Raw genomic sequence first — 26,059 nt, 5'->3', positions numbered from 1 at the left:
AAAATGATAAAAGTTACAAATGTTTGCTTTAGTTACACTAATGATATGAACCAATTAGTGCTCAAAGATGTTAGTCTAACTTTTGAAAAAGGCAAATATTATGCAATTTTAGGCCACAATGGATCAGGAAAGTCGACATTTTCTAAAATTATTTCCGGAATCGCTAGACCGCAAAAAGGCACAGTTGAAGTTGATTCAATTTTATTAAATAAAGAAAGTCTACCTAAAATTAGAAAGAAAATCGGCATTATTTTTCAAAACCCAGATAATCAATTTGTTGGGGCAACAGTTGAGGACGATATTGCCTTTAGTTTGGAAAATATTAACGAAGATCCAAAAAAAATGCCAAAAATTATTGCAGAATTGGCCCAAAAAGTACAAATGCAATCGTATCTTGAGCGAGAGCCACAATTTTTATCTGGTGGTCAAAAGCAAAGAGTCGCCATTGCTTCAGTTTTAGCCCTAAATCCACAAATAATAATTTTTGACGAAATAACCTCAATGCTTGATCCAAAAGGAAAAAGTGATGTTGTTAAAATTTTAGATGACCTCCGTAAAGATAAAACCAAAACTTTGATTTCAATAACGCACAATATGAACGAAGCGATTTTGGCCGATGAAGTTGTTGTCTTTGCCAAAGGCCAAATTATTGCAAAAGGTGATCCAAAATTAATTTTAAATAATGAGGAAATAATCGAAAAAGCCAAAATTGACTCGCCTTTTATTTATAAAATTTCGAAAAACCTTGATTTTATTAGTCCGACCTATGATGAAAATGAATTGCTGGAACAACTATGAAAATTAAAGCAAAAAACATTGTAAAAATTTATGACCAAAAATTACCAATTGAAATAAGAGCGCTCGATAATGTATCTGTTGAAATTAATCAAGGTGAATTTATCGCAATAATAGGTCAAACTGGCTCAGGAAAAACAACTTTTATCCAACATATGAATGCGCTTTTGCTCCCTGATAAAGGTCAAGTTGAGTATTTTTATTTTGATCAAGAGTCCAAAACTGAAAAAAAATTAGTTGTTGAAAGACCAAGATTTTTAAAATCAAAGTTTAAATTTATAAACCAAATTCGCCGTAGAGTTGGAGTGGTTTTTCAATTTGCTGAATACCAACTTTTTGAACAAACTATTGAAAAAGATATTATTTTTGGCGCAGTTTCAATGGGAGTAAACAAAGAAGAGGCCAAGAAAAAAGCAGCTGAAATGATAAAACTAGTCGGCCTTGATGAGACTTTTTTAGACAAATCACCTTTTGAACTTTCAGGTGGCCAAAAACGAAGAGTTGCAATTGCCGGAATTTTAGCCATGGATCCAGATATAATTTTTTTTGACGAACCAACGGCAGGTCTTGACCCTCAAGGTTCAGTAAAAATGCTTGAAATATTGGACACTCTTCATAAAAAAGGCAAAACAATCATTTTAGCAACTCATGATCTTGATAGTGTTTTAGAGTGAACAAAACGTTGTATTTTTTTTAAAGATGGTAAAATTATATACGATGGTGAAACTTATCCTATTTTAGATAATAATCAATTTCTTATTGAAAATGAAATGTTACCTACAAATTTGCTGAATTTCCGTGAAAAATTAGCAAAAATAGGATATCCAATTTCCAAAGTCAAGTCAATTGACGAATTAATTAGTCAAATTAATCTATTAATAAAAAAGGAAAAAAATGCAAATTAGTGTTGCTAAATATGTCCCAAGAAACACAATAATTCATAAAATGGACCCCCGACTAAAAATAGCTTTTAACATTCTTTTTGCAGTGCTTTTTTTTGTCACTACCCATTTAGCGACAATTTCAATTCTGCTTTTGCTTTCACTTGTTTTTTTCTATATAACAACAAAAAGAGTTAAGCAAATTTTTACTTTAATGAAAATGCCAATAATCATTTTCATAATTATGTTAATAATTTACGGATTTATTATTGATCACCAAAATATTAATATAATTTTAGGCATTTCATCTGATAATGAATTGCCTAAATATAAAGTTTTAGGTCTAAATCCTGAAGAAACAACGCATTTTATTTCTTGATATTTAGTCAAGCCAACCGCTTTATTTGGAAGTATAAAATTTTCAATTGGAACTGTTAGCATAATTCGCTCACTAGTTTTAGCGATTCGAATTTATGGAATGATAATTTCAACTACAATTTTAACTTATTCAACAAAACCATTTTTACTAACCCGCGCAATTGAAGATTTAATTTTGCCCTTAAAACTTTTATTCATTCCAACCCATATAATTGCAATGATTATTTCAATCGCGATTCGTTTTATTCCGACTTTGTTACTTGAGGCGACCCGAATTATGAAAGCTCAATCTTCCCGTGGCGTTGATTTTAAACACGGAAAAATTAAGGATAAAGTTAAATCATTAATAACTTTAGTAATTCCACTTTTTGTGCTTGCTTTTTCACGGGCTGAAGATCTTTCTAATGCTATGGACGTTCGCGGTTATGATGTTTATGCAAAAAGAAGCCGTTATCGCCGTCTAGTTTTTAACAAGCTCGATTATCTTTTTGCCCTTATTTTTATTGGTCTTATTACTTTAACAGTTTTAATGGAAATGAATATTATCCCAATTTCGCGCTTGCCACTTTGATGACTCTACACTAATCAAAAAATTTAATCATGGAAAATAATTCTAAAATACGCAATGAAATTCTTGAGCTAAGAAAGCAAATTGAAATTTGAAATCATCATTACTATCAATTACAAAATCCGCTTGTTGATGATTTAATTTACGACAAAAAGCTGAGAGAATTAATAAATTTGGAGCAAAAATATTACTATCTTTTTACTTTAGATGAACTTAATTCATCACCAAGTCAACAAGTTGGTAGCAAAATTACTTCTAAATTTGTCAAAATTAAACACTCAGTTCCGATGTTATCGCTCAATAAGGCTCATACAAAATCTGAACTTGAAAAATGAGCCCAAAAAGCAATGGCAATTTTAGAAAATGTAACTTTTTTTGTCGAGCCAAAAATTGATGGAATTTCACTTTCACTAATTTATAAAAACGGCCAACTTATTCAAGCACTAACTCGTGGCGATGGCGTTTTTGGCGAAGATGTTTTAGTTAATGTCCTTAAAATTAAAGATGAATTTATCCCTAAAACAATTGATTATTTTGATGACCTTGAAATAAGAGGGGAAATTTACATAGATAATTCTGCATTTGATAGTTTACAAACTGAGACAAATGTGTTTAAAAATCCTCGTAATGCCGCAAGTGGAATTCTTAGACGATATAAAAAAAACCAAAAAGACTCATCCAGCGATGATTTTTCATTTTTAAGCGGGTTTTTTTATACACTTGTTGAACCAGAAAAACATAAAATTTTTAGACAGTCAGAAGCAATCTCTTTTCTAAAGAAATTAGGTTTTAAAACTAATGATTTTCAAAAAAAATGTAATAATTTAAATGAAGTTTTTGACTTTATTGGCCAAATTAAGCAAAAAAGAGAACAACTAAATTACAATATTGACGGCGTTGTTATCAAAATTAATGAGTTTTTACTCTATGATCAGTTAGGTTATACGTCAAAATTTCCTCATAGTATTATTGCCTTTAAATTTGAAGATGATGTTGCAAAAACCAAACTACTAGAAATTTTTCCCACAATTGGCAGAACCGGAAAAGTTACATATAATGCCAAAATTGAACCCGTAAATCTTGGTGGTAGTCTTATTTCTTCGGCTGTTTTGCCTAATTATTCTTATATTGAAAATCTAAAATTAAATTTAATGTCTGATGTTTTTGTTAAAAAAGCGGGCGAAATTATCCCGCAAATTATCGGAAGTGTTGAACAACACGAAAAAACTAATTTTTTAATTGCAAAAAACTGTCCCAAATGTCAGTCTGAACTAATTTATAGTGAATCAGGAATTGATCAATTTTGCCAAAACAAAAATTGTCCTGGCATAATTCTCCAAAAAATCGTTCACTTTTCATCAAAAGCCGCTCTAAATATCGAAACTTTAGCCGAAAAAAGAATTCAAACACTATTAGATAAAAAAATTATTTCTAATATTTGTGACATTTTTGACCTTAAAAATAACCTTGAAAAAATTTATTCTGAATTTAAACCTAGTCAAATAAATTCAGAAAATAAACGCGCTCCATCCTTGCAAATTAAGTCAATAATTAAATTGCTTAATGAGATTGAAAAAGCAAAAAACATCGATTTTCATAGGTTAATTTTTGGTTTAGGAATAAAAAATGTTGGAATAAAAGCCGCTAAAATTCTTGCAAGATATGCCAAAAATATTTCTGAATTAAGAAAATTAGATTTTGAAATACTAAAAAATCAAAATGATTTTGGTCCTGTTATAATTAGTTCACTGACTGATTATTTTAATAATCAGGAAAATCAAAAACTACTTGACTGTCTTGAAAAGGTGAATTTTAATTTTAAAAATCCAACTATTTCGCCGTCTTCAATTGGTTGAACATCGTTTGCAATTTCGGGAAAATTATCCAAACCAAGACACGAATTTGTTAAAATTATCGAACAAACAGGCGCATATTTTCACACATCAATAACAAAACAAACCGCTTATTTGGTAACGGGCGAATCGACCGGATCGAAAATAGAAAAAGCAATTAAATTAGGTGTTAAAAGAATCTCCGAAGAAGAATTTTGAGAGCTAATAAAAAGTAAAGTTGAATAAAAAAACCTATAAATTCATAGGTTTTTTTATTCAACTTGGCAATTTGGACAAAAATAAGTACCTCCTGAGTTTTACAGTTTTATGGCTAAAATTAACTTTTATTGAATACAAATATGCAAGGATACCCGTAAATCCGTGTTTTTCGAGCGTAAAACCTTAATTTTTATTATTTAAAATTAACTTTTGCAAAAAAAAAAAAAAAAATGCTTGGTCTAAAAAAAATTTAGGTTATAATTAAACTCACTTAAGAATAATTAATAAATTTTGGTATTGAATTAGTGAGGGCTTGATTATGTTTTTTGTCATAATAAAATCAGAAAATGCGAATTTTCCATTATATTTTTAAATATGATGGAATGCCTTAAATTTGACCGTTTAGAAATCTACAAATTTATGGCTATTAATTATTGTTCTTTCAAAACTTCATATATTTTTTTAGGCTCAATGTAAGTAAAAACGAGTTTTCTATTTACATTTAGTTTAAGTAGTAGTTGTATTTTTTTATGATTTTTGTCAGTGTTTTAGACTAAAAAAGCAGTTTAAAAATTTCATAATTTTGCTTTTTAAGATTATCTCATCAAACTGGTAAACTCGCGAATAAAAAGTAAAATTGAATAAAAAAACCTACGAATTTATAGGTTTTTTTATTCAATTTGGCAATTTGGGCAAAAATAAGTTCCTCTGCCAGCAACAACAACTTTTAAAATTTTTTCATTGCACTTAGTGCAAGGTAAATTTTTTTTAGTGTGAACTTTTAAAAAATTTTGAAATTTACCCTCTTTAGCATTCAAAGAAGTATATGAATTTATACTTGAACCGCCTAATTCAATTGATTTTTGCAAAATTTCCTTGCTCTTTTCAACGATTATTTTGGCTTGTTCTAAGGTTATTTGGTTAGCGATTTTGTCTGGAGAAATTTTAGCTGCAAAACAAACCTCATCAGCATAAATATTTCCTAACCCGCTCATTATTTTCTGATCAAGTAAAATCGATTTGATTGAGCGAGTTGATTTTTTGATTTTTTGGTAAAAATCCTCAACATTTATATAAAAAGGTTCCGGTCCTAAATCGACTAAGGGTTTAACTTTGAATAAATTAAAATGATCTCTAATAACAAAAGTCCCGAATTTTCGACTATCATTATAATTTAAAACTGAATTATCCGAAAAGATAAAGGAAATGTAATCAAATTTATTTCATTTTGGATACTTATAAGTAAAATATTTCCCATTCATTCGCAAATGTGAGAGTAAAACTTTTTGGTTATCTAAAAAAAATAAAATATGTTTAGCCCTATTTTGAACATCTATTATAGTTGAATTTTTCAGTATTTTTTTAAATTCAACAAATGAAATTTCTTTTATAAAACTCTCATCTTTAGCCAAAACATTAACTATTTTTTTACCAATAATCTCGTTTTTTAAGGCATTTACAACGGTTACAACTTCTGGCAATTCAGGCATTTTATTTGTCCAATTCGTCAATTCGAGATTGGTGACGCCCCGCTTCGTATTCTGCTTCTAAAAATTTATCAATAATTTTTTTAGATTCTTCAAGGGAATTAAATCTACCTGAAAGAGCTAGAGCATTTGCGTTATTATGCAATTTGGCTAAAAAAGCATCATTTTCATTCGTTACTCTTGCCGCGCGAATTCCTTTAAAACGATTTAGTGCATAAGACATACCAAGTCCAGTTCCGCAAATTCCAATTCCAATCTGATTTTCGTTTTCAAGCAAAAAATTAGCTAACTTTTTTCCATAAATTGCATAAGAACTTGACTCATCATTATAAGGCCCTAGGTCGGTTACTTGATGACCTAAAGATTCAAGATATTGAATTATTTCTTTTTTTCTCTCAAAACCGGCATGATCTGAAGATATAGCAAATTTTTTTGGCATTTTTCCCCCTTTTTTGTTAAATTATACCATTTTTTTAACAAAAAAAATCCAAACTAATCAAGGTTTGGATTTTTCAATTATATAGAATATTAGATTATTTACTGTAGAACTCAACAATTAGTGATTCTTTAATTTCCTGATTTAACTCAGAACGTTCCGGACGACGAGAAAAAACAACTTTGAAATTTTGTTTATCAACTTCAAGTCAAGGAGCGGCTGTTTTTGTTTCTAATGCTGTTAAAATTTGCTCGTTTTTACGGATTTTTTCATTTTTTAATTTAGTTAATTCAAATGTATCACCTTGTCTTAATTGATATGATGGAATATTAACTTTTTTTCCATTAACCAAAAAATGACCGTGGCTAACTAATTGACGAGCTTGACGACGAGTTTCGGCAAACCCTGCGCGATATACGGAATTATCAAGACGAGATTCGAGTGCCTGTAAGAATAAAGTTCCGGCAATACCAGTTTTTTTAGTTGCTTTTTTATATGTATTTCTAAACTGTTTTTCTGATAAACCGTACATAAAACGGACTTTTTGTTTTTCACGAAGGTGAACTCCGTAGTCTGAAAGTTTTGAACGTCTTTGACCGTGTTGCCCTGGTGCGTATTTTCGTTGTTTACCTTTTGCAAATTCTTTTCCAGTTTCAAGAATAGAAAAGCCAACACGACGTGATTTTTTAAAAATTGGGCCTGTATAGCGTGACATTTTTTCTCCTTTTACTAATTTAATTTGCATTTTTAGACTAAAAAGAGAAAACTAAATATTTACTAAATGAATTCAAAATCTAATGTTTTCACCAACAGCAGGATACTCACAAATCTAGACAAATTTTGAATTTTTTTTAATAATATTTAATGCTGTTAATTTAAAAATGCAAAATAATTATAGCACAGTTTAAAATTTTTGCAATATTTTTCCGAATTTTTAATTTCATTGAGGACTAAATTTTATTTAATAGGAAATTTACCGTCTTGAAATTATCACAAACCTTTTGTTAATATTTAACCATAAAAAAATAATTAACAAAATTCCTGAGTTTGCCAGTTTGATGGCAAAAATTCACTAAAAAGTGAATATAAATATGAGAAAATACCCGTAAATCCGGGTTTTTTGACGCTAAAACCTTAATTTTTATAGTTTTAAAATTAAGGTTTTGCAAAAAAAAAAAAAAAAAAATGCTTGGTTAAAAATAAAGTTATGTTATAATTAGCAAAACTTAAGAATAATTAATAAATTTTGATATTGAATTAAGGGGGAATTGGTTATGTTTTTGCCGTAAAAAAATCAGAAAATGCGGATTATCCATTATATTTTTGAATATGATGGAATGCCTTAAATTTACCCGTTTAGAAATCTATAAATTTATGGCTTTTAATTATTGTTCTTTCAAAACTTCATATATTTTTTTAGGCTCAATGTAAATAAAAACGAGTTTTCTATTTGCATTCAGTTTAAATAGTAGTTGTATTTTTTATGATTTTTGTCGTGTTTTAACTAAAAAAGGTTGTTTAAATATTTTATAATTTTGCTTTTTAAGTTAAAATTTTGTGTTAAAATTTAAAAAATTTAAAAAATTTAGAATTTATGGTAAACTATCCTTATTCAATTTTAATTTGCAAATTTATGAAACAATTTAGATTTAAATAATTTTATCAATAAAGATTTTGGCACAACTAGTCTCATCAATCCTATAATGAAAAGGTTTGAAAAAAGTTCCATTGTTTTAGAAAATATAAAAACGATAAAAAAACAAAATTTATCATTATATTATAGGCAACAATTGGCTGTTAAAAAAATTAGAACCGCGTTTCTTAGACAATATATTGAGATATTTCAAGAAACAATAAAATTAACTGTGTTTCCTAATTTTTTTAGATTTTTCATGCTCAAAAATTATTTAAAAATTTGTTTTTTATTATTTTATGATATAATTATTTAATTGCTTAAGGAAAATAACCCAAAAAGCTAGTAAAGGAACTAAAATGGTAAAAATTCGTCTTCAAAGAATGGGCTCTAAATTTAATCCAATTTATAAAATAGTTGTCGCAGATGCGCGTGCACCTCGTGATGGTCGTTTTATTGAATCACTTGGATTTTATGATCCTCAAAAAAAAGTTGCAAGGGTTAATTTAGAAAAAACATATCGTTGATTACATATAGGTGCTCAAACAACAAACACTGTGCGAACTATTTTTTCTAAAAAAGGTATTTTTGAAACTTTTTTAGAACAAAAACACTCAGCATAAAGTTCTTTCAAAACTTAAAAGATGAAAATTAATGTTTTAACATTGTTTCCCCGCTATTTTGAAGCCTTTACTTCTGAATCAATCATTGGAAAGGCAATTCAGAGAGGAGATATATCTGTTAATATTATTAATTTTCGCGATTTTAGTCAAAATAAGCATCAAAAAGTAGATGATTATGTTTATGGCGGTGGTCCTGGCTTGCTTTTGCAAATTCAGCCAGTTGTTGATGCTCTTGAAAAGGTTGGAGGCATAAAAATAGCCTTGAGCCCTCAAGGTAAAAAATTTGACCAAAATATTGCAAAAAAACTAGCAAAAGAGTCAGAAATAACTCTTTTATGTGGTCATTATGAAGGTTTTGATCAAAGAATTATTGATAATTTCATTGATTTTGAATTGTCTTTAGGTGATTTTGTTTTAACTGGCGGCGAAATAGCAGCAATGGCAATAATAGATGCAATTTCGCGTTTACAGCCAAACGTAATAAACCCAAATTCTTTAGATAATGAGACTTTTAATAATTTTCTATTAGATTATCCTCAATATTCTCGACCAGCAAATTTTCGTGGGTTATTAGTTCCTGAAGTTTTAATTTCAGGCAATCATAAAGAAATTGAATCCTGGCGTCAAAAGCAAAGAGAAATTAATACCCAAAAAAAACGCCCTGATTTATGAGAAAAGTATATAAAATTTAAAGAAAAAAATAGCTAAATAAATTTTTTTTATTATAATTTATAAATCTATAAAAAAATTTTAAGGAGTAAGACATGCAAACAAGATTAATGGAAATTGTTGAAGCAACCCAAATACGTGATTTCCAAACTTTTCAGCCAGGTGATAACGTTCGTGTTCACGTTAAAATTCAAGAAGGTAATAAAAGTAGAATTCAAATTTTTGAAGGTTTAGTAATTAAATTTAAGAAAAATGGGCTATCTTCAAGCTTTGTAGTTCGTAAAATTTCCCACGGCGTTGGTGTTGAGAGAACATTTTTACTTCATTCTCCACTTGTTGATAAAATTGAGGTTGTCCGTTCAAATAAAGTTCGTCGTGCAAAATTATATTATATGAAGGAACGTTCTGGAAAATCTGCACGTCTTAAAGAAATAAAAAGAAAAGAATTGAAAAGTTAAAATTGTCCTTAAATCGTGGAAAAGCTAATAATTGTTGAATCTCCAAATAAAATCAATACAATTTCATCTTATCTAGATTCATCTTATACAGTAACATCTTGTGTTGGCCACATTACAAATTTGGCTAAAACAGGTGAATTTGGTCTTGGAATTAATTTAAAAACCTGAACACCTTCTTATGTAATTGATAAAACTAAGAGAAAAACAGTAACTGAAATAAAAAAATTAGCAAAAAAAGCTAAAACAGTCATTATAGCAACCGATGCTGATCGCGAAGGTGAGGCGATTGGTGCTTCACTTGTTGAATATCTTAATGTTGCTGATAAATATCAACGGATAAAATATAACGAAATTACAAAACCAGCAATTATTTCTGCTCTTGAAAATCCGGGTCTTATCAATCAAAATTTGGTAAATTCGCAGCAAACCAGACGAATGCTTGATCGAATTATTGGCTTTCGCCTTTCTTCGTTGTTAAAAACTAAAATTCAAAATGCGCCTAAAATTCCTGCTGCCGGCCGTGTTCAATCTATTGGCCTAAAGTTAGTTGTTGAAAGGGAAGAAGAAATTAAAGCTTTTATTCCCGAGGTTTATTTTAATCTTTCTGTTCTATTAAAAGACGAAAAACGCAATTCTTTTGAGGTTAATTACTTTAATCCTGAAAATGAGTCCAAAAAATCTGATTGAATTCTTTCCCAAGAATCTCTGGCAGAAATCACTGATGAAATTAAAGCTAATCCGTTTTTAATTCTTGATGAATTTAAGATTTCTCAAAAAAAAGATCCTAAAATTTCACCTTTAAAACAAGCGACTGTTTTTAAAAAAATGTCGCAATATTCGTCTTCTTCTGTTTCATTATCTCTCCAAAAACTTTATGAAGGTTTTGGTGATCATGGTTTAATTTCCTATCCAAGAACTGATTCAACTCGTCTTAGTGAAACATTTCTTGAAAGGGGTCGCGACTTTATTTCAAAAAATTTTGGTCAAAATTATATAGCTAAATCAATTAAGGGATTTGCTGGTGATCAAGATGCCCACGAAGCCATTAGACCAACAGATTTAGAACTTAGCCCTGAACAAGCAAAAGAAAAATATCCTTTAAGTCAACTAGATTTCCAAATTTATCAATTAGTTTATAATACAACACTTTCAGCAATGATGGAAGTTCCAGTTCGCAAAATTACTCGCCTATTATTTAAAACATCCTCAAAAAAACACAATTTTACTTATTCATTTTCAGAATTTGTATTTGATGGATACTTCAAGGCAACTGAACTTCCAGAATTAAAATTTAAACCTGAATTTGAATCATTAGAGAATTTAGTTGACTCAAAATTTGAAGTTGAATCAAATTTTGAAAAAACTATTAAAGAATCCAGACACGAAACCCAACCACCGGCAAGATTTAATGATGGTACTTTAATCGAGAAGTTAGATGATATCAAAGTTGGCCGTCCATCAACGTTTGCAATCTCGGTTAAAAAACTTAAAGATCATTTATATGTTCAAAGTGAGTCAAAAGCGTTAATTCCGAGTGAATTTGGGCGAGTAGTTCTTGAAAATCTTTTAAAAATTTCACCAGATATTATTAATACTAATTTTACTGCTAAAATTGAAGAAGAACTTGATTTGATTGCTCAAGGAAAACAAGATTATAAAGAATTTCTTGATAATTTTTGAACACAAATAGAGAAAATTACAGATTCATCAAAACCGCTTGAAAAAATAGTTATGGAAATTGAAACAACTGGTGAAAAATGTCCTGAATGCAGTTTGGATTTGGTTTACCGTTACAATCGAAAAACTTCACAGCGTTTTATTGCATGTAGTGGTTTTCCTAAATGTCGCTTTCTAAAACCTGACCCTGAAAGCAAAAATACCTATAATTTTAAAGCAAAATTTAAGAAAAAAACAAAATAAATAGCTATATTTTTTAATTTTTATTTATGGTTGATACTAATTTAATAGTCGTAATTGCATTGCTCACAACACTAATCATCGGATTTTTAGCCTATGGTTTTATTTCAAATCGTCTTAAATTAAGACGGCTAAAAATAGAAAAAGCTGAACTTAAGGAATTAAGTAACAAAACTTTAGCAATTTTTTTAGCGCGAATTATTGTAATAATTGAAAAAAATATTGATTTAGTATCAAATTTTGTTGTTGGTGCTAATCTAAAAATGTCAGATGTAAACAATTTGGCGCGCGTTCACCTTGAAGTTCTCCAAAATGATCAAGTTGTTTCTCAAATTATTCAAACAGGATATGAAACTGAAAAAATTTTTTTCAATAATATAAATATTTTGTCCAAAAGTAAATCAAATTTATGAACAAAACATAATTCTAAGGAACTTAATTATTTTACAGATTTTGCAAGTTATTTGAAAAAATATGACAAAACTATTCTTGGATTATATAATGACGAAAAAATCCGTTTTTTGAAATATTATAGTCATTTAATTGCTGATTTAAAACAAAAAAAAGTTCAAATTGACGAGCTCTCAACATTAAGTCAGCAATATTTTGATCAAAATCGCATCCCGACAAAACCGATTAAGCTACCTTTTTGAAAAAAATGAAGAAAAAAATAGATATTTTATTTTATTTTATTAATTTTTTAACTTTTTTTCGCCTTCTTGGCAGCTTGATAATTTTTATTTTACTTTATCTTTTTTCCAAATATAATTATTTTTCGCTATTTTATATAGCGTTTTTCTTTTTTGTTGCTTCAAGTTTCACCGATTTTCTTGATGGTTACCTTGCCCGAAAATTTAGTCTTGAATCAGAATTAGGCAAAATTTTTGACCCAATAACTGATAAAATACTAACAACAACAACCTTTTTTCTCTTATCTTATTTAGAATTAACTCCATGATTTCTTGTTTTGGTTTTTGTTTTACGCGACATTATTGTTGATGGCTTTCGTATTTTCCTTGCCAAAAAAAATATTAGCGTAGCTGCTAATTTTTTAGGAAAATTAAAGACAGTTTTACAAATTTTAGCGATTGTTATTATTTTCCTTGGATACTCAATTAGTGTCGAAATTTTTATAAAACACTATTATTTATTTAATTTGACAACTATTTTTGCAGCAATTATATCAGTAATTTCTGGGATTTATTATGTTGCCCCAGTCTTTAAATTAGTAAAAAAACAATAATTTAGTACTTATTTTTAATAATAGTTTCAAAAAAGCTATTAAAAAGTGGTTGAGATTCTAGGGGTCTTGTTAGAAATCCCGAATTTCCCAGTTTGATGAGATAAATTTACAAAAGTGTCGTGTTTTAGGCACTTTTGTAAATTTTTTGGCAAAGGTTAATTACAATTTTATTAGTGATTTATTAAGATATCAAAGTAGAAATCATACCTATTTCAAATATCCGGGTCATTAGGAACGCCTTCGCGATTTTTAAATATCATTTGCTGATCTAAAGTGTTAAATTCAACCCTTTGTCTTAATTTTTGCAACATCGTTACTAAGCCAACTTCAGTTAATTGACTGTTTTGAAATAACTTGTTATCACTAATATGTTTGTTGATTTTAAAAATTATAGTTTTTAAAATAACTAGCGAAATAAAACACAAAAGAGTGTGAGCTAGGACATGCTCGTCAATTCTTAAAAATACAGGGCGAATATTCAATAAACCTTTTAGACTTCTAAAATTATCTTCAATATTCTGCTGTTTTTGGTATTTTTCAACTATGTCTAACACATTTAAATTTAGTATATTTGTTTCATAAACATAGTAACCATCAAATTGTTTGTCTTTGTCAATTTTACTTTGATCCAATTCAAATTTCATGTTTGAAATTTCCCTAAAATATTTAGGTTTTCTACCAAACAATTTGTTTACTTCAATAAAACCATCTTTATTTTGTTTTTTAATAAAATTTTGGATTTGCTCTTCGCGAAGTTCACTATCTTTTTTTGCTCTTTTTTTACTGTAAGTAATAATTCTTCTTCTAATATTTTCAGTGTATCTTTTATTCTTATAAGATGAATAAAATTCTTCTTTTTTATACTTAAAATCGGCATTTACATCAACATAATCACTAGGATCTAGTAAATAATTTTTGAATTTTTGGCTACCTAGCTTTGCATGATAAGAAATAATGAAATTATATTCTTTTGACTCAAGAAATCGAATATTTGCAGCAGTCAACATCCCACGGTCAGCAATTATTGTCATATTTTTGATTTTATATTTGGATTCAACATCTAATACAAAAGGGATTAATGTACTAGAATCGGCTGTATTTCTTTCAAAAACTTTAATATGAAAAGGAATTCCATTTTTATCACACGCTAAGGCAATGATAATTTGGTCTTCTTTGAATTTAGCACCTTTAGAATAACCAGGAATTCTTAATCCATTTCTTTCAAATGTCTCAAAATAGATTGTTGATGAATCAAAATAAAATTCATTGCCCCTTTGTCCAAGTTCGCTTATAACCATTTTGTTGACGCTATTTAAAAGTTGATTTTGTGACTCAAAGACAAGATCTAAGAGTCTATAAAAGCTATTTTTGGAAGTATTTATTTGATTTGAGTAGTCATCTTTTTTATCAAAAGCATTAATAATGCTGCCTGGATCAGTGATCTGCTTTGAAATTCAGTAGTTAAAAATTTCTTTCATATTTTTATGTCTACTTTTAGGAAGTGATTCAAAAATATTGTGCTTTTCAATAAATTTTTCAATTAATTCCGCACCAACAGGAACTGAACCTTCGATTATAGTGGAATTTTTAATAGAATCAAGTAAAGCAGTCTTGACTTTTTCCTTGTCATCTAAATTTGAAAACAATTTCAATTTTTCTTTGATAATTTGAACAGCATTTGGATTAATTTTTTCCAAATTCCGCTCATTTCCTAAACTAAATCAACGTTTTGCACCTTTGCCATAACCTTGTGTTCAGCCAACATATTTATATGGTTTATCTTTTGAAGATCCTCAAACATTAAATAAAAACAAATTTTGTTTTTTCATAATGTATAATTATACCATAAAATTACTTAAAATGCTAGTAAATGACATTAATATAAATTAAGGTTTTACATTCAAAAAACACTGATTTACGGGTATTTTCCATTTTTATATTCACTGAAAAGTGAATTTTTGCCATCAAACTAGTGACTCAGGAAAATAATAATTTAGTACTTATTTTTAATAATTGTTTCAAAAAAGCTATTAAAAAGTGGGTGAGATTCTAGCGGTCTTGTTACAAATTCAGGATGATATTGGACACCAATGTAAAAAATATGAGATTTAGACTCACAAACTTCAATTAAATTAGAAACTGAATCTCGACCAGTAAAACTAAAGTCAGAATTCTCAAGTTGGTCAACATATTTTTGAACCACTTCAAATCGATGACGGTGTCTTTCGTATGCAAAAGAAGCTCCATAAATCTGGGCAATTTTGGAATTTTGCGCAAAAACAACCTTATACTCACCAAGTCTAAGAGTTCCACCAATTTGAAGTTTAGATCCATCAATTTTGTTGTAATCAAGAACGCTTGTTTGATTAGGTTTTTCTGCTAAAAATTCAGCTGAATGTGCGTTTTTAATCCCATTTAGTCGCGCGATTGCAACTGTCATTGCTTGCATTCCAAGGCAAATTCCAATTGTTGGAATATTATTTTGATATGTAAAAATAGCAGATTCTACTTTATTTTCAAATCCACGAAAACCAAAACCTGGCAAAATTATTATACCATCAAAATTTTTTAATTGACTAGTTGAAAAATTTAGATCAGCGGTATTAATAAATTCTAATTCTAAATTTATCTTTTGGTAGGCGGCTGTTATTTTTAGTGCTTCTAAAATTGACTTATAAGCATCTAAAAATTGTGTGTATTTTCCAAGTGCACCTATTTTTATTGTTTTATCTCATTTTTTTAATAATAAATTAGTAAAATCTCGCCATTTGTCTAATTTAGGTTGCCTATGTTCTAATTCAAAATGGGAAAAAATAGCATTTAATAGGTTGCTTTTTTCTAATAACAACGGAAGTTGGTAAATATTTTTAAGATTCGGAATTACAATAACATTTTCTAATGGCAAAAATGCACTTTTTGCAACTTTTTTTGCAACATGATCATCGATTTGATCATGTTCAAGACGTAAAAAAATGGAATTTGCCCGAATTCCGCGTGAATTTAATTCGGATATAGAAAACTGAGCCGGTTTAGTTTTAAATTCATTAGAAGCATTTAAAAAAGGAATGTAAGTTGTGTGAATAAAAAACACATTTTTAAAATTTGACTCAGCGGCCATTTGTGAGGCTGCAAAGAAAAACGGATTTGATTCCATATCACCAACAGTCCCACCAATTTCGACTAAAATAAAATCAGTTTGGTATTTATTACCAACACTTTTGATTCGTGAGATAATTTCATCAATTACATGTGGAATTATTTGGACAGTTTTTCCTTGATAAAAACCTTTTCTTTCTTTTTTAATAATTGAAAGTAAAATTTTACCACTTGTGTGATTTGAATCTTTTGAAAAATTTTGACCAACAAATCGCTCGTAATGACCTAAATCTAAGTCAGTTTCACCACCATCGGCGGTTACAAAAACTTCACCATGTTCATAAGGTGATAAAACTCCTGGATCAACATTTAAATATGGATCCAGTTTCAAAATATAAACCGAATAGCCGCAATTTTTTAATAAATTAGCAACTGAAGCAACTGAAACACCTTTGCCAATCCCGGATAAAACTCCACCGCTGACAAAAATATATTTTGGCATAATTTTTCCTTTAATAACAAATTATACCATAAATTCCATTTTTTCCTACAAATTGCTAAAAAATTAGCATAATAATTTGCAAGAAAACATTTTTAAGTTAATACTAAAATTCTATGTTGAATTAGCACAGAAAATTCAACTTTTTAATTTTTAAACAAAAGGTGATTTTCTTCACACTATTAAAGATTAAAAAAACATAATTACTATTAAAGCCAAGAAAAAATGTCTTGATTTTTTTAAATAAATGAGATATTATTTACTATTTTTTAGTTTTAATTTGAAATACTGAAAGATTAATTACATGCAAGAGATTTATAGTTTTTTTGATTTAGCTAGTTTTATTTAATGCCTATAACCAATAAAAAAACATAAAAAATTTTATTAGTTTTTCTTCTTAAAATTTTATTAAAATGTTAAAATTATGAAAAAAATATTGCGAGCCTGTGATGAAATTACTAGATTTAAATTAATTACCATAATCAGACAAAACTACATTTTTTGAGCATGTTAGACAAACTTTTTAGAAACTTCATATGTTTAAGTTATAAAGCAGAAAAATATTAAGAAAAATTTCATTATTTAATGACAAGTTTTTTAATAAAACCTCTGCTTTTTTAGTTAATATTCCCCAAAAAATTTAAAAATTAATAATTATAAGCCAAATTTACGCCTCTATAATAACAATTTCAGAACTATTCGCTTAATTACTTTCCCTAAATGTTTATACTATCTTAATTAGAATAATTGTGGAGAAAAAAATGAACGTTTTCAAATTATTCAACTTAGCAAGAGTAAAATTCATACTAATAATTTTTATAATATTTATAAAAGAAGCAGGTCTTTTAGTTCACATTTTTAGTTATAAATTTGTTATTGAATTTTTTTCCGAAGAAAAACCTACTCTTAATTTAGGTTTGACCTTGGTTATGTTAATAGGACCGCTTGGAATTTTTATCATTTTTTCATTTCTAAAAGGTTGGATTTTCAGTCTTTTAGAAATGGATATTAGAAATAAATTAAGCGATATTATTATTAAAAAAATTCAAAACAGCTCCTATTTTCACTTGAAATTTAACAGAAATTCTATGATTTCGTGGTTTAATTATGATCTTAGACTTGCTTTAGAAATAATTGGTAACTTTTTAAACATAATAACTCCACTTATATCAATTTTTGGTGGAATCTCATTAATGATAGTTTTGTCATTAAATTGAAGTTGAATTTTAATTTTATCGACCATGATTTTAAGTCTAGTTTTGCTATTTTTTCAACAAAAAATTAACAATTTTGCATCAGAACCTGTCATGAATCTATCAAGAGATAGCGAAATTTTTTCACAGTATAATTTAGGACTTCTTAATTCATTTAAATCATTCTATTTTCACAACAAAATAGAAAAATTTAAACAATTATTTTACACAAGTTATAAAAATTTTTCCAAAAAACAAATAAAAGAGTATAAAAAACTGACAAAGTTAAATGTTTGATTAAATGTTTTATTTAGTATTTCAATAGCATTTATTATAATGGAAATATCAGTTTTAACATTTTATAATTTTTATAGTTTGACGATTTTTCTATCACTACTTTTATACTCAAATCAATTGCATTCTGATATTGGAGAAATCGTCCTCGGATTATTTTCATTCAAACAATCGTCATTTTTGTATGACAAAATTGTTGAAGATAATAATTTGTCAGAACAGAAAATGATGATTGAACAACCTATCAATAGTATTAAATTTCAAAATGTTAATTTTAAATTTGAGGATAAAACTATCGTTGATAATTTCAATTTTACTTTCGAAAAAAATAAAAAATACTTGATTTCAGCGCCAAATGGTGCTGGCAAATCCACCCTAATTAAAATAATTTCCGGAGTTTATGACACTTACGAAGGCAAAATCTTAATAAATAATAACTATGAGCAGAAAGAATTGGATCAAAAATATCTAAGAGATCAAATTGGACTTATTGATAACCAAAATTTGATTTTTAATACAAGTCTCAAAAACAACATTACTTTATTTGCAGAAAATCCAGATTATCAAAAGCTAAATTCAATTCTGAAATCACTAGAAATTGACTTTGACTTCGAAGACCAAATTAGTTCTAATAATCTTTCAGAAGGTCAAAAACAAAAAATTGTTTTTGCACGACTCCAATATTCTTCTATTAAATTTTGATTAATTGATGAAGCTTTTGATAATATTCAGAAGGATTATTCAAATATTTTAATTGGTCAATTGTTAAAAAATCCTGAATTAACTATTATTTTTGTTAGTCATCATATAAGTGATTTGCAAAAATTAGGCTTTGATGAAATAATTAACCTGGAGAAAAATAATCATGAAAAAAATATCTAAATTGCATATTTTTAATATTTTTTACTCACTTTTTATATTTTGTCTTACTGGTCTTTCGGTAGTTACAAAAAGATTTTTATACCAGGCTTTATTAGATAATAACCAAGTTCAAATGTGAATTTGGTTAGGCTTAGATATGTTTGCAATTATAATTAGTTCTCTTTTATCCGTTATTTATAATTCGCTTTTTTCAAGAATTTTTGGACAATTAAGTGCGGTAAAATTAATTAAAGAAAAATTGAGTATATTTAACAATTTATCATATAAAGAATATGTTAAAAATACGCCTGGAAACTATTTTTCATTGTTTTTTAATGAGGCTTTCATAAAGGGTGAAACACTTTTTTCGTTTTTCTTTTATATTATTTCTTTAATTTTTCCAATTATTGCAATTTTGGCAACTATTTTTTATATAAATCCAATAATTGGATCAATAGTTTTTGGTTTGACTTTGGCTTGAATTAGTTTTCCCGTTTTTTTTAGAAAATTTTTTAGTGAAAAAATTAGACAACAACTAGATTCGCTTGAAAATTTAAACAGCGAATTTAGCGAAAAATTAAATAAATTTGAGGCATTTTTATTTTTTGGTAAAATTCATTTACTAAAAAAAATCCTAACACCAACATCAAAAAACGCAAGTTTTATGCAAAGAAAATATAGATTGTGGGATCAATTTAATACAAATATAAATTTAACAATTCGCAAATTATTTTTAATTTTAACGGATTTAGTAATCATTTTTTTAGGAATTTATTATGAAAATCCAGCATCAACAATTATTGCTTTGGTAACTATCAATAGTGCCAATCAGTTATTTATCAGTAATTTTAACACCTTTATTGTTGTGAGTGTTCAATATTTATCACTAAAAAAGCAATTTAAAGATTCTAAATTAAATGAAAATAAGCCTAAAACAAACTTGAATTTTGATGATTTTACAGAAAAAATTCATAAAATTAGCGTTAAAAACTTGAATTTTGACTATGAAGACAAAAAGGTGTTAGAAAATATTAATTTTGAAATTATCGGTGGCAAAAAATATTTGCTTCAAGGCGATAATGGCTCTGGAAAATCGACGTTTTTAAAGATTTTAATGGGTATCGAGCGTGATTATAAAGGTGAGATTCTTTTCAATTCAACTAATTTAAAAACAATTTCTGATAAAAATATTATTCAAAATATAAGTTTTATTGATAATAGTCCGACCTTAATTGAGGGTAATTTAGCCGAAAATATTAGTTTTTATTCAAAAACTAATCTTGAAAAAATCAATGATTTAATTAATTTAGTTAATTTAAATGACCTAAAAGACAAAAATTTAATTAATTACCAAGAAAAAACAGATCTATCAGTTGGGCAAAAACAGTTAATTAATTTTGCAAGTCATGTTTTTGAAACAAAAAAAATATTAATTATCGATGAAGGTTTTTCAAATCTTGACAAATCAAATATTAATAATCTTATAAATTGACTGCTTGAGCAGGATATTACACTCTTGTTAGTTTTGCATAATTTAGACCAAAATTTAGTTGAAAAATTCGATTTTTGTCTAAAATTTTAAAAATGACAGTGCACAAAAATAGAAAAAATTTTTTACCTTATCAAGCAAAAAAAGAAGCTTTTTGCCCATCAATTTCGGGAATATTAAGTATTTTGTGTTCTAATGTAAATTTTTTTTGATAAAATTTATCTAAAGGAGCAAAATATGAAAAAACAGCAACAAAATTTATCCCCGTTTGAGTTAGAAGCTAAAAAAATTGCTAGCAAATATGCTGACTATAAAAAATTAAAAAAAGAAGATTTTAACAACGAAATTTCGCATATGTTTAAAACTTTTGTTGAGACGCTCTTAAGGGCGGAATTAAGCCAACATTTAGGCTATGAAACACGCAACCGAAGTAAAAAAGGCGTACATAAACCGAATAAGCGAAACGGGTTTTCGGTCAAAACTGTGAATTATAATAGTAATAATATTCGTCTAAAAATACCAAGAGATCGAAATGGCACTTTTGAGAACAAATTCATCGGTAAATACGAAAAAAATTTAGGTGATATCGAAGAGCAAGTCTTTTCACTTTTTGCATCAGGGATGTCATATGAAAATATAGTTGACACAATAAAAAATATCTATAAAAAAGAAATAAGTAACGACTGAATTTCTTCAATTACTGACAAATTATTACCTGAAATTGAAAAGTGAAAATCGCAAAAAATTGAGAATTCCTATCCAATTTTGTCCATTGATGAGATGTTTTTTAATGTCAAAGAAAACGGCGTTTTTGTCGAAAAATCACTTTATTTTATTCTCGCAATTGATCGGCAAGGCAATAAAAAAGTACTGGGATTTTGGATTAAAAATAGCGAATCAGCAAGTAATTGACTTGATGTTTTTAGCGAACTAAAAACTCGCGGGCTGCAAAATGTTCTAATAATTTCTTGTGATAATCTAAGCGGAATTAGTCAAGCAATTGAAGCGGTTTTCCCACAAGCAGATGTTAAAATGTGTTGTTCACCAAATTAGAAACTCACTTTAAAAGTTTCTAACAAGGTCAAAAAACAGTTTGCCTTTGATATGAAAAAGATTTATCAAGAATCTGCTATGCAAAATCTTGATTAATTTGCGAAAAAATGAGGACAAAAATATCCTTCAATTATCGAGTCTTGGTATGCAAATTTCGTTGAATTAACGATATTTTTTAAATATCCATATGAATTGAGGCAAGCAATTTATACGACAAATTCAATTGAATTAGTGAATAAATTAATTAGGAAAAATACAAAAATAAAAGCCGGAATTCAAAGTGTAAATTACCTTTCAAAAATAACTTATTTAACACTCCAAAACGCATCTAAAATGACAAAGGCAGGTAAGAAATTGCCGCATAATTAAAAACAATTAGAAATTATTTTCCGTAGTCTGTTAAACAATTTAAAATTAAATTAGATTTCTATTTGAAAAATCCATAAAAATTTAAAACACAAAATTATAAACACTCACGAAAAATCATTAAAATTCTTTAAATTATGAAAAAAATATATTTATTTTTGTGTAGCTCTTAAATTAACTAGATAGTCAAAACATACTTTAATAGTACTTAGGTCAAAATTAGTACTATTAAAGTAAATATTTTGTTATTAATAGGTGGATGGATGCGGTCTATTTCTATTTTGTCAGTTCGACTTTGCTTATATGCTCTTTACATGCAACGTCTATTAAATAACTTTTTTCCTACTTATTGCTTATTATTTATTATAGCCTGGGTTTCAAAATTGCATGCAATAATTAACTTGTTAGAATTTGACTTCCCTAACCCTAAAACCTTTTTTTCAGTAGGGTTCTTGTTTGTCGTTAAATACTGATTTGTAAAATTTCTCTGGTGTATTTGGGAAAGTTCAAAGTTCTAGGTCCTTATTTTTAAATTGATCTTCTCAATTGTTTAAGTTAGAATACTAATTTTAGACGCATTCGAAAAAAAGGTGTGTCAAAATGAAACAATACAAATTCGCAGTTGAAGAGAAGTTTAAATACATTAAAATTGCTGAAACTAAAGAATTAAAAATTGAATTTTACCTTTTTAAGAAAAATTTAGACAAATTTACAAAATAAATGAAAAAGTAAAAATGTGAATAAAGAATGAAATTTGCATATATATGGTAATAATTTGATAGCAAATTGGCAAAAAAGTATTATAATAATGGTATGAAGAGTCCAATAAGTACTGGTGGTAAAAACAAATCTCCACGCAAACCAAAAAAGAAATATACAATTAACGATCTTTCTGAAAATGATCGTGTAATTTATCAAGAAATAGTGGAAAATGTTCTTAGAAGATCAGGGATTAAGCACGCAATTGTTGTTGAGGAGCTTAAAAAACGAAAACAAGAACAAGAAAAAGATAAAGATAAAATCGAAAATAGCACTAGAATTTCTAGTATTTTAAATGTTAATCGCACTTCGATTTATGAAAAAATAAGGGTGAAAAAACCACCAAAGGAAATAGTTTATGATGAAAAACTACTTGAGTGAATTCGTAAAACTTTCATTTTAAATCGAAAAGCAAAAGGCCGCGACGCCCTATATAAGATTTACAAAAATGAGGGAAATTTTGTATCCACGTACGTATTTCAAAAACACTACGAATTTTTAGGAATAAAATCAATTGCCTATAAAAAGAAAGGCAAAGGAATACCAAAAGAGTAAAGGTTTTGGTGAATTTAGTCTGAAGATCATACCAAAAGTGAATTTAGCTTAGAAAATTTTGTGAAAAAATGGTTTGCTGATATTAAATTTATAAAAATTAAGGTTGAAGCATAAAATGTGAGACAAACTTTTTAATGAAATATAAAAAATTGTGCTAAATTTACTTTATAATTGTGTTTGAAAATAATTTTTTCGGAGTTTTATCCCTTGATTTTATAAATTTTTTTAATAGTATAAAAATTTATAAAATTTATATAATTTTTTTTATTTTTTTAGTATAATTAAATTATTATGAGTGTACTTACTATTTCGAAAAATTTTAAATTAACACATATTGAAAAACTAATAATTCGTTTCATAGAAACAAAACCACAAAAGTTTGTGGAACTGACAATTAACGAACTTGCTGCAATTTTGTTTATTAGCGTCGGAACAATTACTCAATTAACTAAAAAACTTGGCTTTAATAACTTTAAAGAACTAAAAAAATTCGTAATTGAATGACTAAAAATCGATAAAGATAACAATTTATATAATGAAAATGATGAAATTGAGAACATAAACCTTCTTTATGCTCACAGTATTGAAAAAACTTTGGCAATTTTAGATGTTAATCAAATTAATCGAATTGCTAATATGATGTTAAAAATGGATAAAATTATTGTTTTTGGCGCTGGTGCATCCGTAGTTGCTGCAACTGAATTTGCACATAATTTAAGAAATTTACACTTAAACGCTTTTAGGGCTAATTCAATCACTGATATAGCTGCCTGAGTTGATTCGCCTATGAATACCTGTTTATTTATTTTTTCAACTTCTATGACCTCAAAAAGTGCACTTACGATTTCTAAATTATTAAAACAACAACAAATTTATACTACTTTTATTACTTCTAATATTTCAATTGAGCCAACTCAATATTCAGAAGTTGTTTATGTTGATAATTTAGAGCAAAATAATAGTCTTTTTTCAATTGGTGCAAAAATATCCCAACTTTTTGTGGCAGACTTATTAATTACAAAACTTCAAAGAGAACTAAATGTTAACCGCTCAGATTTATATACCGAATTTATGCGTGTTTGACATAAAAAAACTAAATTTGACTAATTTTTGTATGATGTTCTTTAAATAAGTGTTTTGCATTTTCAATGTCTTGGTCTTTCAAGACATTGTTTTTTCGTGAATAAATAAGGCGAATTTGCTTGATAATCTCAAGAAAACCTGAATGTGTATTTGGGTGTTCAAAAAAATGAACTTTTCCGGTTGTACTATCAAATTCTATATGAATAATGACCGGAAATTTTATATTTTCATTTACATTAACAAAATAGCCGAGATAAATACCTGAAGCAGGACAAATTAATCCTGAGTTTCAAGTAAATTTTCCTTCTGGGCTAATTGAAGTGCTAACTAAAAAATTTGAAGGCAAAAACTTATTTAAATTTTCAAAGTCACCAAATTCAAGAAAAAGTTTTAAATTTTTTGTTGAAATTTTTTTATTGTTTTCGGCTAAATGATCAATAATTTTAGTTTTGGGGAAGAAATTTTGCAATTTCTTCGAATTTCAACTAGCGTTTTTGCCAAAACTAAAATTTTTTCCAACAACAAAAAATTTAGTGCCATAATTTAAAAAAATTTCAATAAATTCTTGCCCCTCAAGTTCTTGCATTTTGGAATCAAAGTCAAAAATTAAAATATTTTCAACTCCTGAATTAGCCATCATTTGAATGCGAGCATTAAGGTCAGTGAAATTTTTGCCTGTATTTTTTGGTAGTTTCGATGGATCTCTAATCAGCATTAAGATAACATTTTGCCCTAAAATTGTTGCATTTTTAAGAAGTTCAAGATGACCTAAATGAAATGATTCAAATCCACCTAGAACAAAAACAGGATCAGCAAAATCAAATTTTGAGCTTGGATAATAAAAGACTTTTGTCATTTTAATCAATTATGTTTAATTCTATTGCTTTAAGATAAACACCAAAAGAATCGACAGGTGGGGCAATATCTTTTGCAGCTTCTTTTACCTCTGGAACTGTTGAGTTTTCCATTGCAACACCAAAGCCGACATTTTTTAACATTTTAGTGTCATTTCGTGAATCACCAAAGGCAATAATTTCGTGAATTTCAACATTATTCATTTTTGCAAGAATTTCCAAAGTCTGCATTTTGTCAACGTTTTTTGCACCAATGAAAAATCCTCATGATCACCTCGAACTAACGCTAACATTTAGATTATTTTTTTCGGCAAATTCTTCAAATTTTAACTGTATTTCAGAAGTTGTATCCTGATCATCAACAACTGTAAAAATGTGGAAATTATTCTTAAAATTACACATTTTTAACGGCTTCATTCGATCAAAATACGGACTTAAAAACTTTGAAGAATGTTTGGGAAAGTAGTTTGAGGTATAAATTCACTCAGAGTCCATAATTATGTAGCGAATTTTGTGCTGATCGAAAAACTCAACAATTTTTAAAAAATCACTGATTCTAATAGGATTTTCATAAATCATTTGCTTTTTTTTGAAATCAAAAATGAAAGCACCGTTGGCTCCAATGAAGTAATCAACATTTTTTGCATTAATTAATTGCCCAATTGTGACAAAATCACGCCCGGTTACAAAAGTTGTGATAATATTTTTTTCTTTTAATTTTGAAAAAAGCAGGTTTATTTTTTCGGGAATTTCTTGACCACCATGGGGCACAATTGTATCATCAATATCTGTTGCAAAAATTTTAAATTTATTCATTA

At 27.7% G+C, this 26,059-nt stretch carries 21 protein-coding genes and 1 pseudogene; 15 read left to right on the top strand and 7 right to left on the bottom strand.

Annotation, left to right across the window (positions count from 1 at the left end; all coding sequences use genetic code 4):
* The first annotated feature begins 3 nt into the window (after positions 1 to 3).
* Genes U3G01_RS02785 through ligA form a run of 4 tightly spaced genes read left to right on the top strand, consistent with a single transcriptional unit; the run spans position 4 to position 4,700 of the window.
* Positions 4 to 822: an energy-coupling factor transporter ATPase gene (locus U3G01_RS02785; protein WP_069097218.1), complete on the top strand. Its 819-nt coding sequence runs from the start codon at positions 4 to 6 to the stop codon at positions 820 to 822.
* Positions 795 to 1,700 carry an ATP-binding cassette domain-containing protein gene (locus U3G01_RS02780; RefSeq protein WP_069096512.1) on the top strand — a complete coding sequence of 302 codons (906 nt, stop codon included), beginning with the start codon at positions 795 to 797 and terminating at the stop codon, positions 1,698 to 1,700. The genes U3G01_RS02785 and U3G01_RS02780 overlap by 28 nt, the downstream gene beginning before the upstream one ends.
* Complete coding sequence (locus U3G01_RS02775; protein WP_010320880.1) at positions 1,690 to 2,652, top strand: energy-coupling factor transporter transmembrane component T family protein; 963 nt, start codon at positions 1,690 to 1,692, stop codon at positions 2,650 to 2,652. Before U3G01_RS02780 ends, U3G01_RS02775 begins: the two co-directional genes overlap by 11 nt.
* Positions 2,653 to 2,654: 2 nt before the next feature.
* Entirely contained in the window at positions 2,655 to 4,700 is a 2,046-nt protein-coding gene (gene ligA / locus U3G01_RS02770; RefSeq protein WP_255030664.1) for an NAD-dependent DNA ligase LigA, read from the top strand.
* A 644-nt stretch (positions 4,701 to 5,344) separates the two neighbouring features.
* On the opposite strand, the gene mutM is transcribed toward ligA, so the two are convergent.
* The 3 genes from mutM to rpsD all read right to left on the bottom strand — a co-directional run bounded on the left by mutM (position 5,345) and on the right by rpsD (position 7,311).
* Positions 5,345 to 6,163, bottom strand: coding sequence for a DNA-formamidopyrimidine glycosylase (mutM, locus tag U3G01_RS02765; RefSeq protein ID WP_255030665.1), 819 nt, complete (start codon positions 6,161 to 6,163; stop codon positions 5,345 to 5,347).
* 1 nt (position 6,164) lies between these two features.
* Positions 6,165 to 6,599 (bottom strand): ribose 5-phosphate isomerase B, encoded by a 435-nt coding sequence (gene rpiB / locus U3G01_RS02760; protein WP_044283990.1) that lies wholly within the window; start codon positions 6,597 to 6,599, stop codon positions 6,165 to 6,167.
* Between the two features lie 94 nt (positions 6,600 to 6,693).
* Positions 6,694 to 7,311 (bottom strand): 30S ribosomal protein S4, encoded by a 618-nt coding sequence (gene rpsD, locus U3G01_RS02755; RefSeq protein ID WP_010320876.1) that lies wholly within the window; start codon positions 7,309 to 7,311, stop codon positions 6,694 to 6,696.
* Between the two features lie 1,277 nt (positions 7,312 to 8,588).
* Between rpsD and rpsP the strand changes: the two genes are divergently transcribed.
* From rpsP to pgsA, 6 genes are read left to right on the top strand one after another with little or no spacing between them, the layout of a single operon-like run.
* The gene (gene rpsP, locus U3G01_RS02750) at positions 8,589 to 8,852 is read left to right on the top strand and encodes a 30S ribosomal protein S16 (protein ID WP_010320875.1); all 264 of its coding nucleotides are present in this window, start codon (positions 8,589 to 8,591) and stop codon (positions 8,850 to 8,852) included.
* Positions 8,853 to 8,873: 21 nt separating this feature from the next.
* The gene (gene trmD / locus U3G01_RS02745; RefSeq protein WP_010320874.1) at positions 8,874 to 9,560 is read left to right on the top strand and encodes a tRNA (guanosine(37)-N1)-methyltransferase TrmD; all 687 of its coding nucleotides are present in this window, start codon (positions 8,874 to 8,876) and stop codon (positions 9,558 to 9,560) included.
* A 56-nt stretch (positions 9,561 to 9,616) separates the two neighbouring features.
* A complete protein-coding gene (gene rplS, locus U3G01_RS02740) occupies positions 9,617 to 9,979 on the top strand; it encodes a 50S ribosomal protein L19 (protein ID WP_010320873.1) in 363 nt (120 codons plus the stop codon).
* Positions 9,980 to 9,994: 15 nt separating this feature from the next.
* Complete coding sequence (gene topA / locus U3G01_RS02735) at positions 9,995 to 11,899, top strand: type I DNA topoisomerase (RefSeq protein WP_255030666.1); 1,905 nt, start codon at positions 9,995 to 9,997, stop codon at positions 11,897 to 11,899.
* Between the two features lie 26 nt (positions 11,900 to 11,925).
* Positions 11,926 to 12,570 carry an MHJ_0274 family protein gene (locus U3G01_RS02730; protein ID WP_255030667.1) on the top strand — a complete coding sequence of 215 codons (645 nt, stop codon included), beginning with the start codon at positions 11,926 to 11,928 and terminating at the stop codon, positions 12,568 to 12,570.
* The gene (gene pgsA / locus U3G01_RS02725; protein WP_255030668.1) at positions 12,555 to 13,139 is read left to right on the top strand and encodes a CDP-diacylglycerol--glycerol-3-phosphate 3-phosphatidyltransferase; all 585 of its coding nucleotides are present in this window, start codon (positions 12,555 to 12,557) and stop codon (positions 13,137 to 13,139) included. The genes U3G01_RS02730 and pgsA overlap by 16 nt, the downstream gene beginning before the upstream one ends.
* 170 nt (positions 13,140 to 13,309) lie before the next feature.
* Here pgsA and U3G01_RS02720 read toward each other — a convergent pair whose 3' ends face one another.
* Together U3G01_RS02720 and U3G01_RS02715 are read right to left on the bottom strand one after the other, a co-directional pair.
* Entirely contained in the window at positions 13,310 to 14,968 is a 1,659-nt protein-coding gene (locus U3G01_RS02720; protein WP_255030669.1) for an IS1634 family transposase, read from the bottom strand.
* 164 nt (positions 14,969 to 15,132) lie between these two features.
* On the bottom strand, positions 15,133 to 16,737 hold the full coding sequence (locus tag U3G01_RS02715; RefSeq protein ID WP_255030670.1) for a CTP synthase: 1,605 nt from the start codon (positions 16,735 to 16,737) through the stop codon (positions 15,133 to 15,135).
* A 758-nt stretch (positions 16,738 to 17,495) separates the two neighbouring features.
* Between U3G01_RS02715 and U3G01_RS02710 the strand changes: the two genes are divergently transcribed.
* The 5 genes and pseudogenes from U3G01_RS02710 to U3G01_RS02690 all read left to right on the top strand — a co-directional run bounded on the left by U3G01_RS02710 (position 17,496) and on the right by U3G01_RS02690 (position 24,411).
* Positions 17,496 to 19,103 carry an ABC transporter ATP-binding protein gene (locus U3G01_RS02710; protein ID WP_255030671.1) on the top strand — a complete coding sequence of 536 codons (1,608 nt, stop codon included), beginning with the start codon at positions 17,496 to 17,498 and terminating at the stop codon, positions 19,101 to 19,103.
* The gene (locus U3G01_RS02705) at positions 19,087 to 20,664 is read left to right on the top strand and encodes an ABC transporter ATP-binding protein (RefSeq protein WP_255030673.1); all 1,578 of its coding nucleotides are present in this window, start codon (positions 19,087 to 19,089) and stop codon (positions 20,662 to 20,664) included. The genes U3G01_RS02710 and U3G01_RS02705 overlap by 17 nt, the downstream gene beginning before the upstream one ends.
* 144 nt (positions 20,665 to 20,808) lie before the next feature.
* Positions 20,809 to 21,993 (top strand): annotated as a pseudogene (locus U3G01_RS02700) (IS256 family transposase).
* Positions 21,994 to 22,803: 810 nt separating this feature from the next.
* Positions 22,804 to 23,304 carry a hypothetical protein gene (locus U3G01_RS02695; protein WP_255030674.1) on the top strand — a complete coding sequence of 167 codons (501 nt, stop codon included), beginning with the start codon at positions 22,804 to 22,806 and terminating at the stop codon, positions 23,302 to 23,304.
* Between the two features lie 291 nt (positions 23,305 to 23,595).
* The gene (locus U3G01_RS02690; RefSeq protein ID WP_255030675.1) at positions 23,596 to 24,411 is read left to right on the top strand and encodes a MurR/RpiR family transcriptional regulator; all 816 of its coding nucleotides are present in this window, start codon (positions 23,596 to 23,598) and stop codon (positions 24,409 to 24,411) included.
* Here U3G01_RS02690 and U3G01_RS02685 read toward each other — a convergent pair.
* Positions 24,398 to 25,243 (bottom strand): FAD synthase, encoded by an 846-nt coding sequence (locus tag U3G01_RS02685; RefSeq protein WP_255030676.1) that lies wholly within the window; start codon positions 25,241 to 25,243, stop codon positions 24,398 to 24,400. The genes U3G01_RS02690 and U3G01_RS02685 overlap by 14 nt on opposite strands.
* Before the next feature lies 1 nt (position 25,244).
* Entirely contained in the window at positions 25,245 to 26,057 is an 813-nt protein-coding gene (locus tag U3G01_RS02680) for a YcsE-related riboflavin metabolism phosphatase (RefSeq protein ID WP_255030677.1), read from the bottom strand.
* Positions 26,058 to 26,059: the final 2 nt, after the last annotated feature.

It is taken from the genome of Mesomycoplasma ovipneumoniae (assembly GCF_035918255.1).
Classification (GTDB): Bacteria; Bacillota_I; Bacilli_A; order Mycoplasmatales; family Metamycoplasmataceae; genus Mesomycoplasma; species Mesomycoplasma ovipneumoniae_A.
This window is presented reverse-complemented; position numbering and strand designations above follow the sequence as displayed.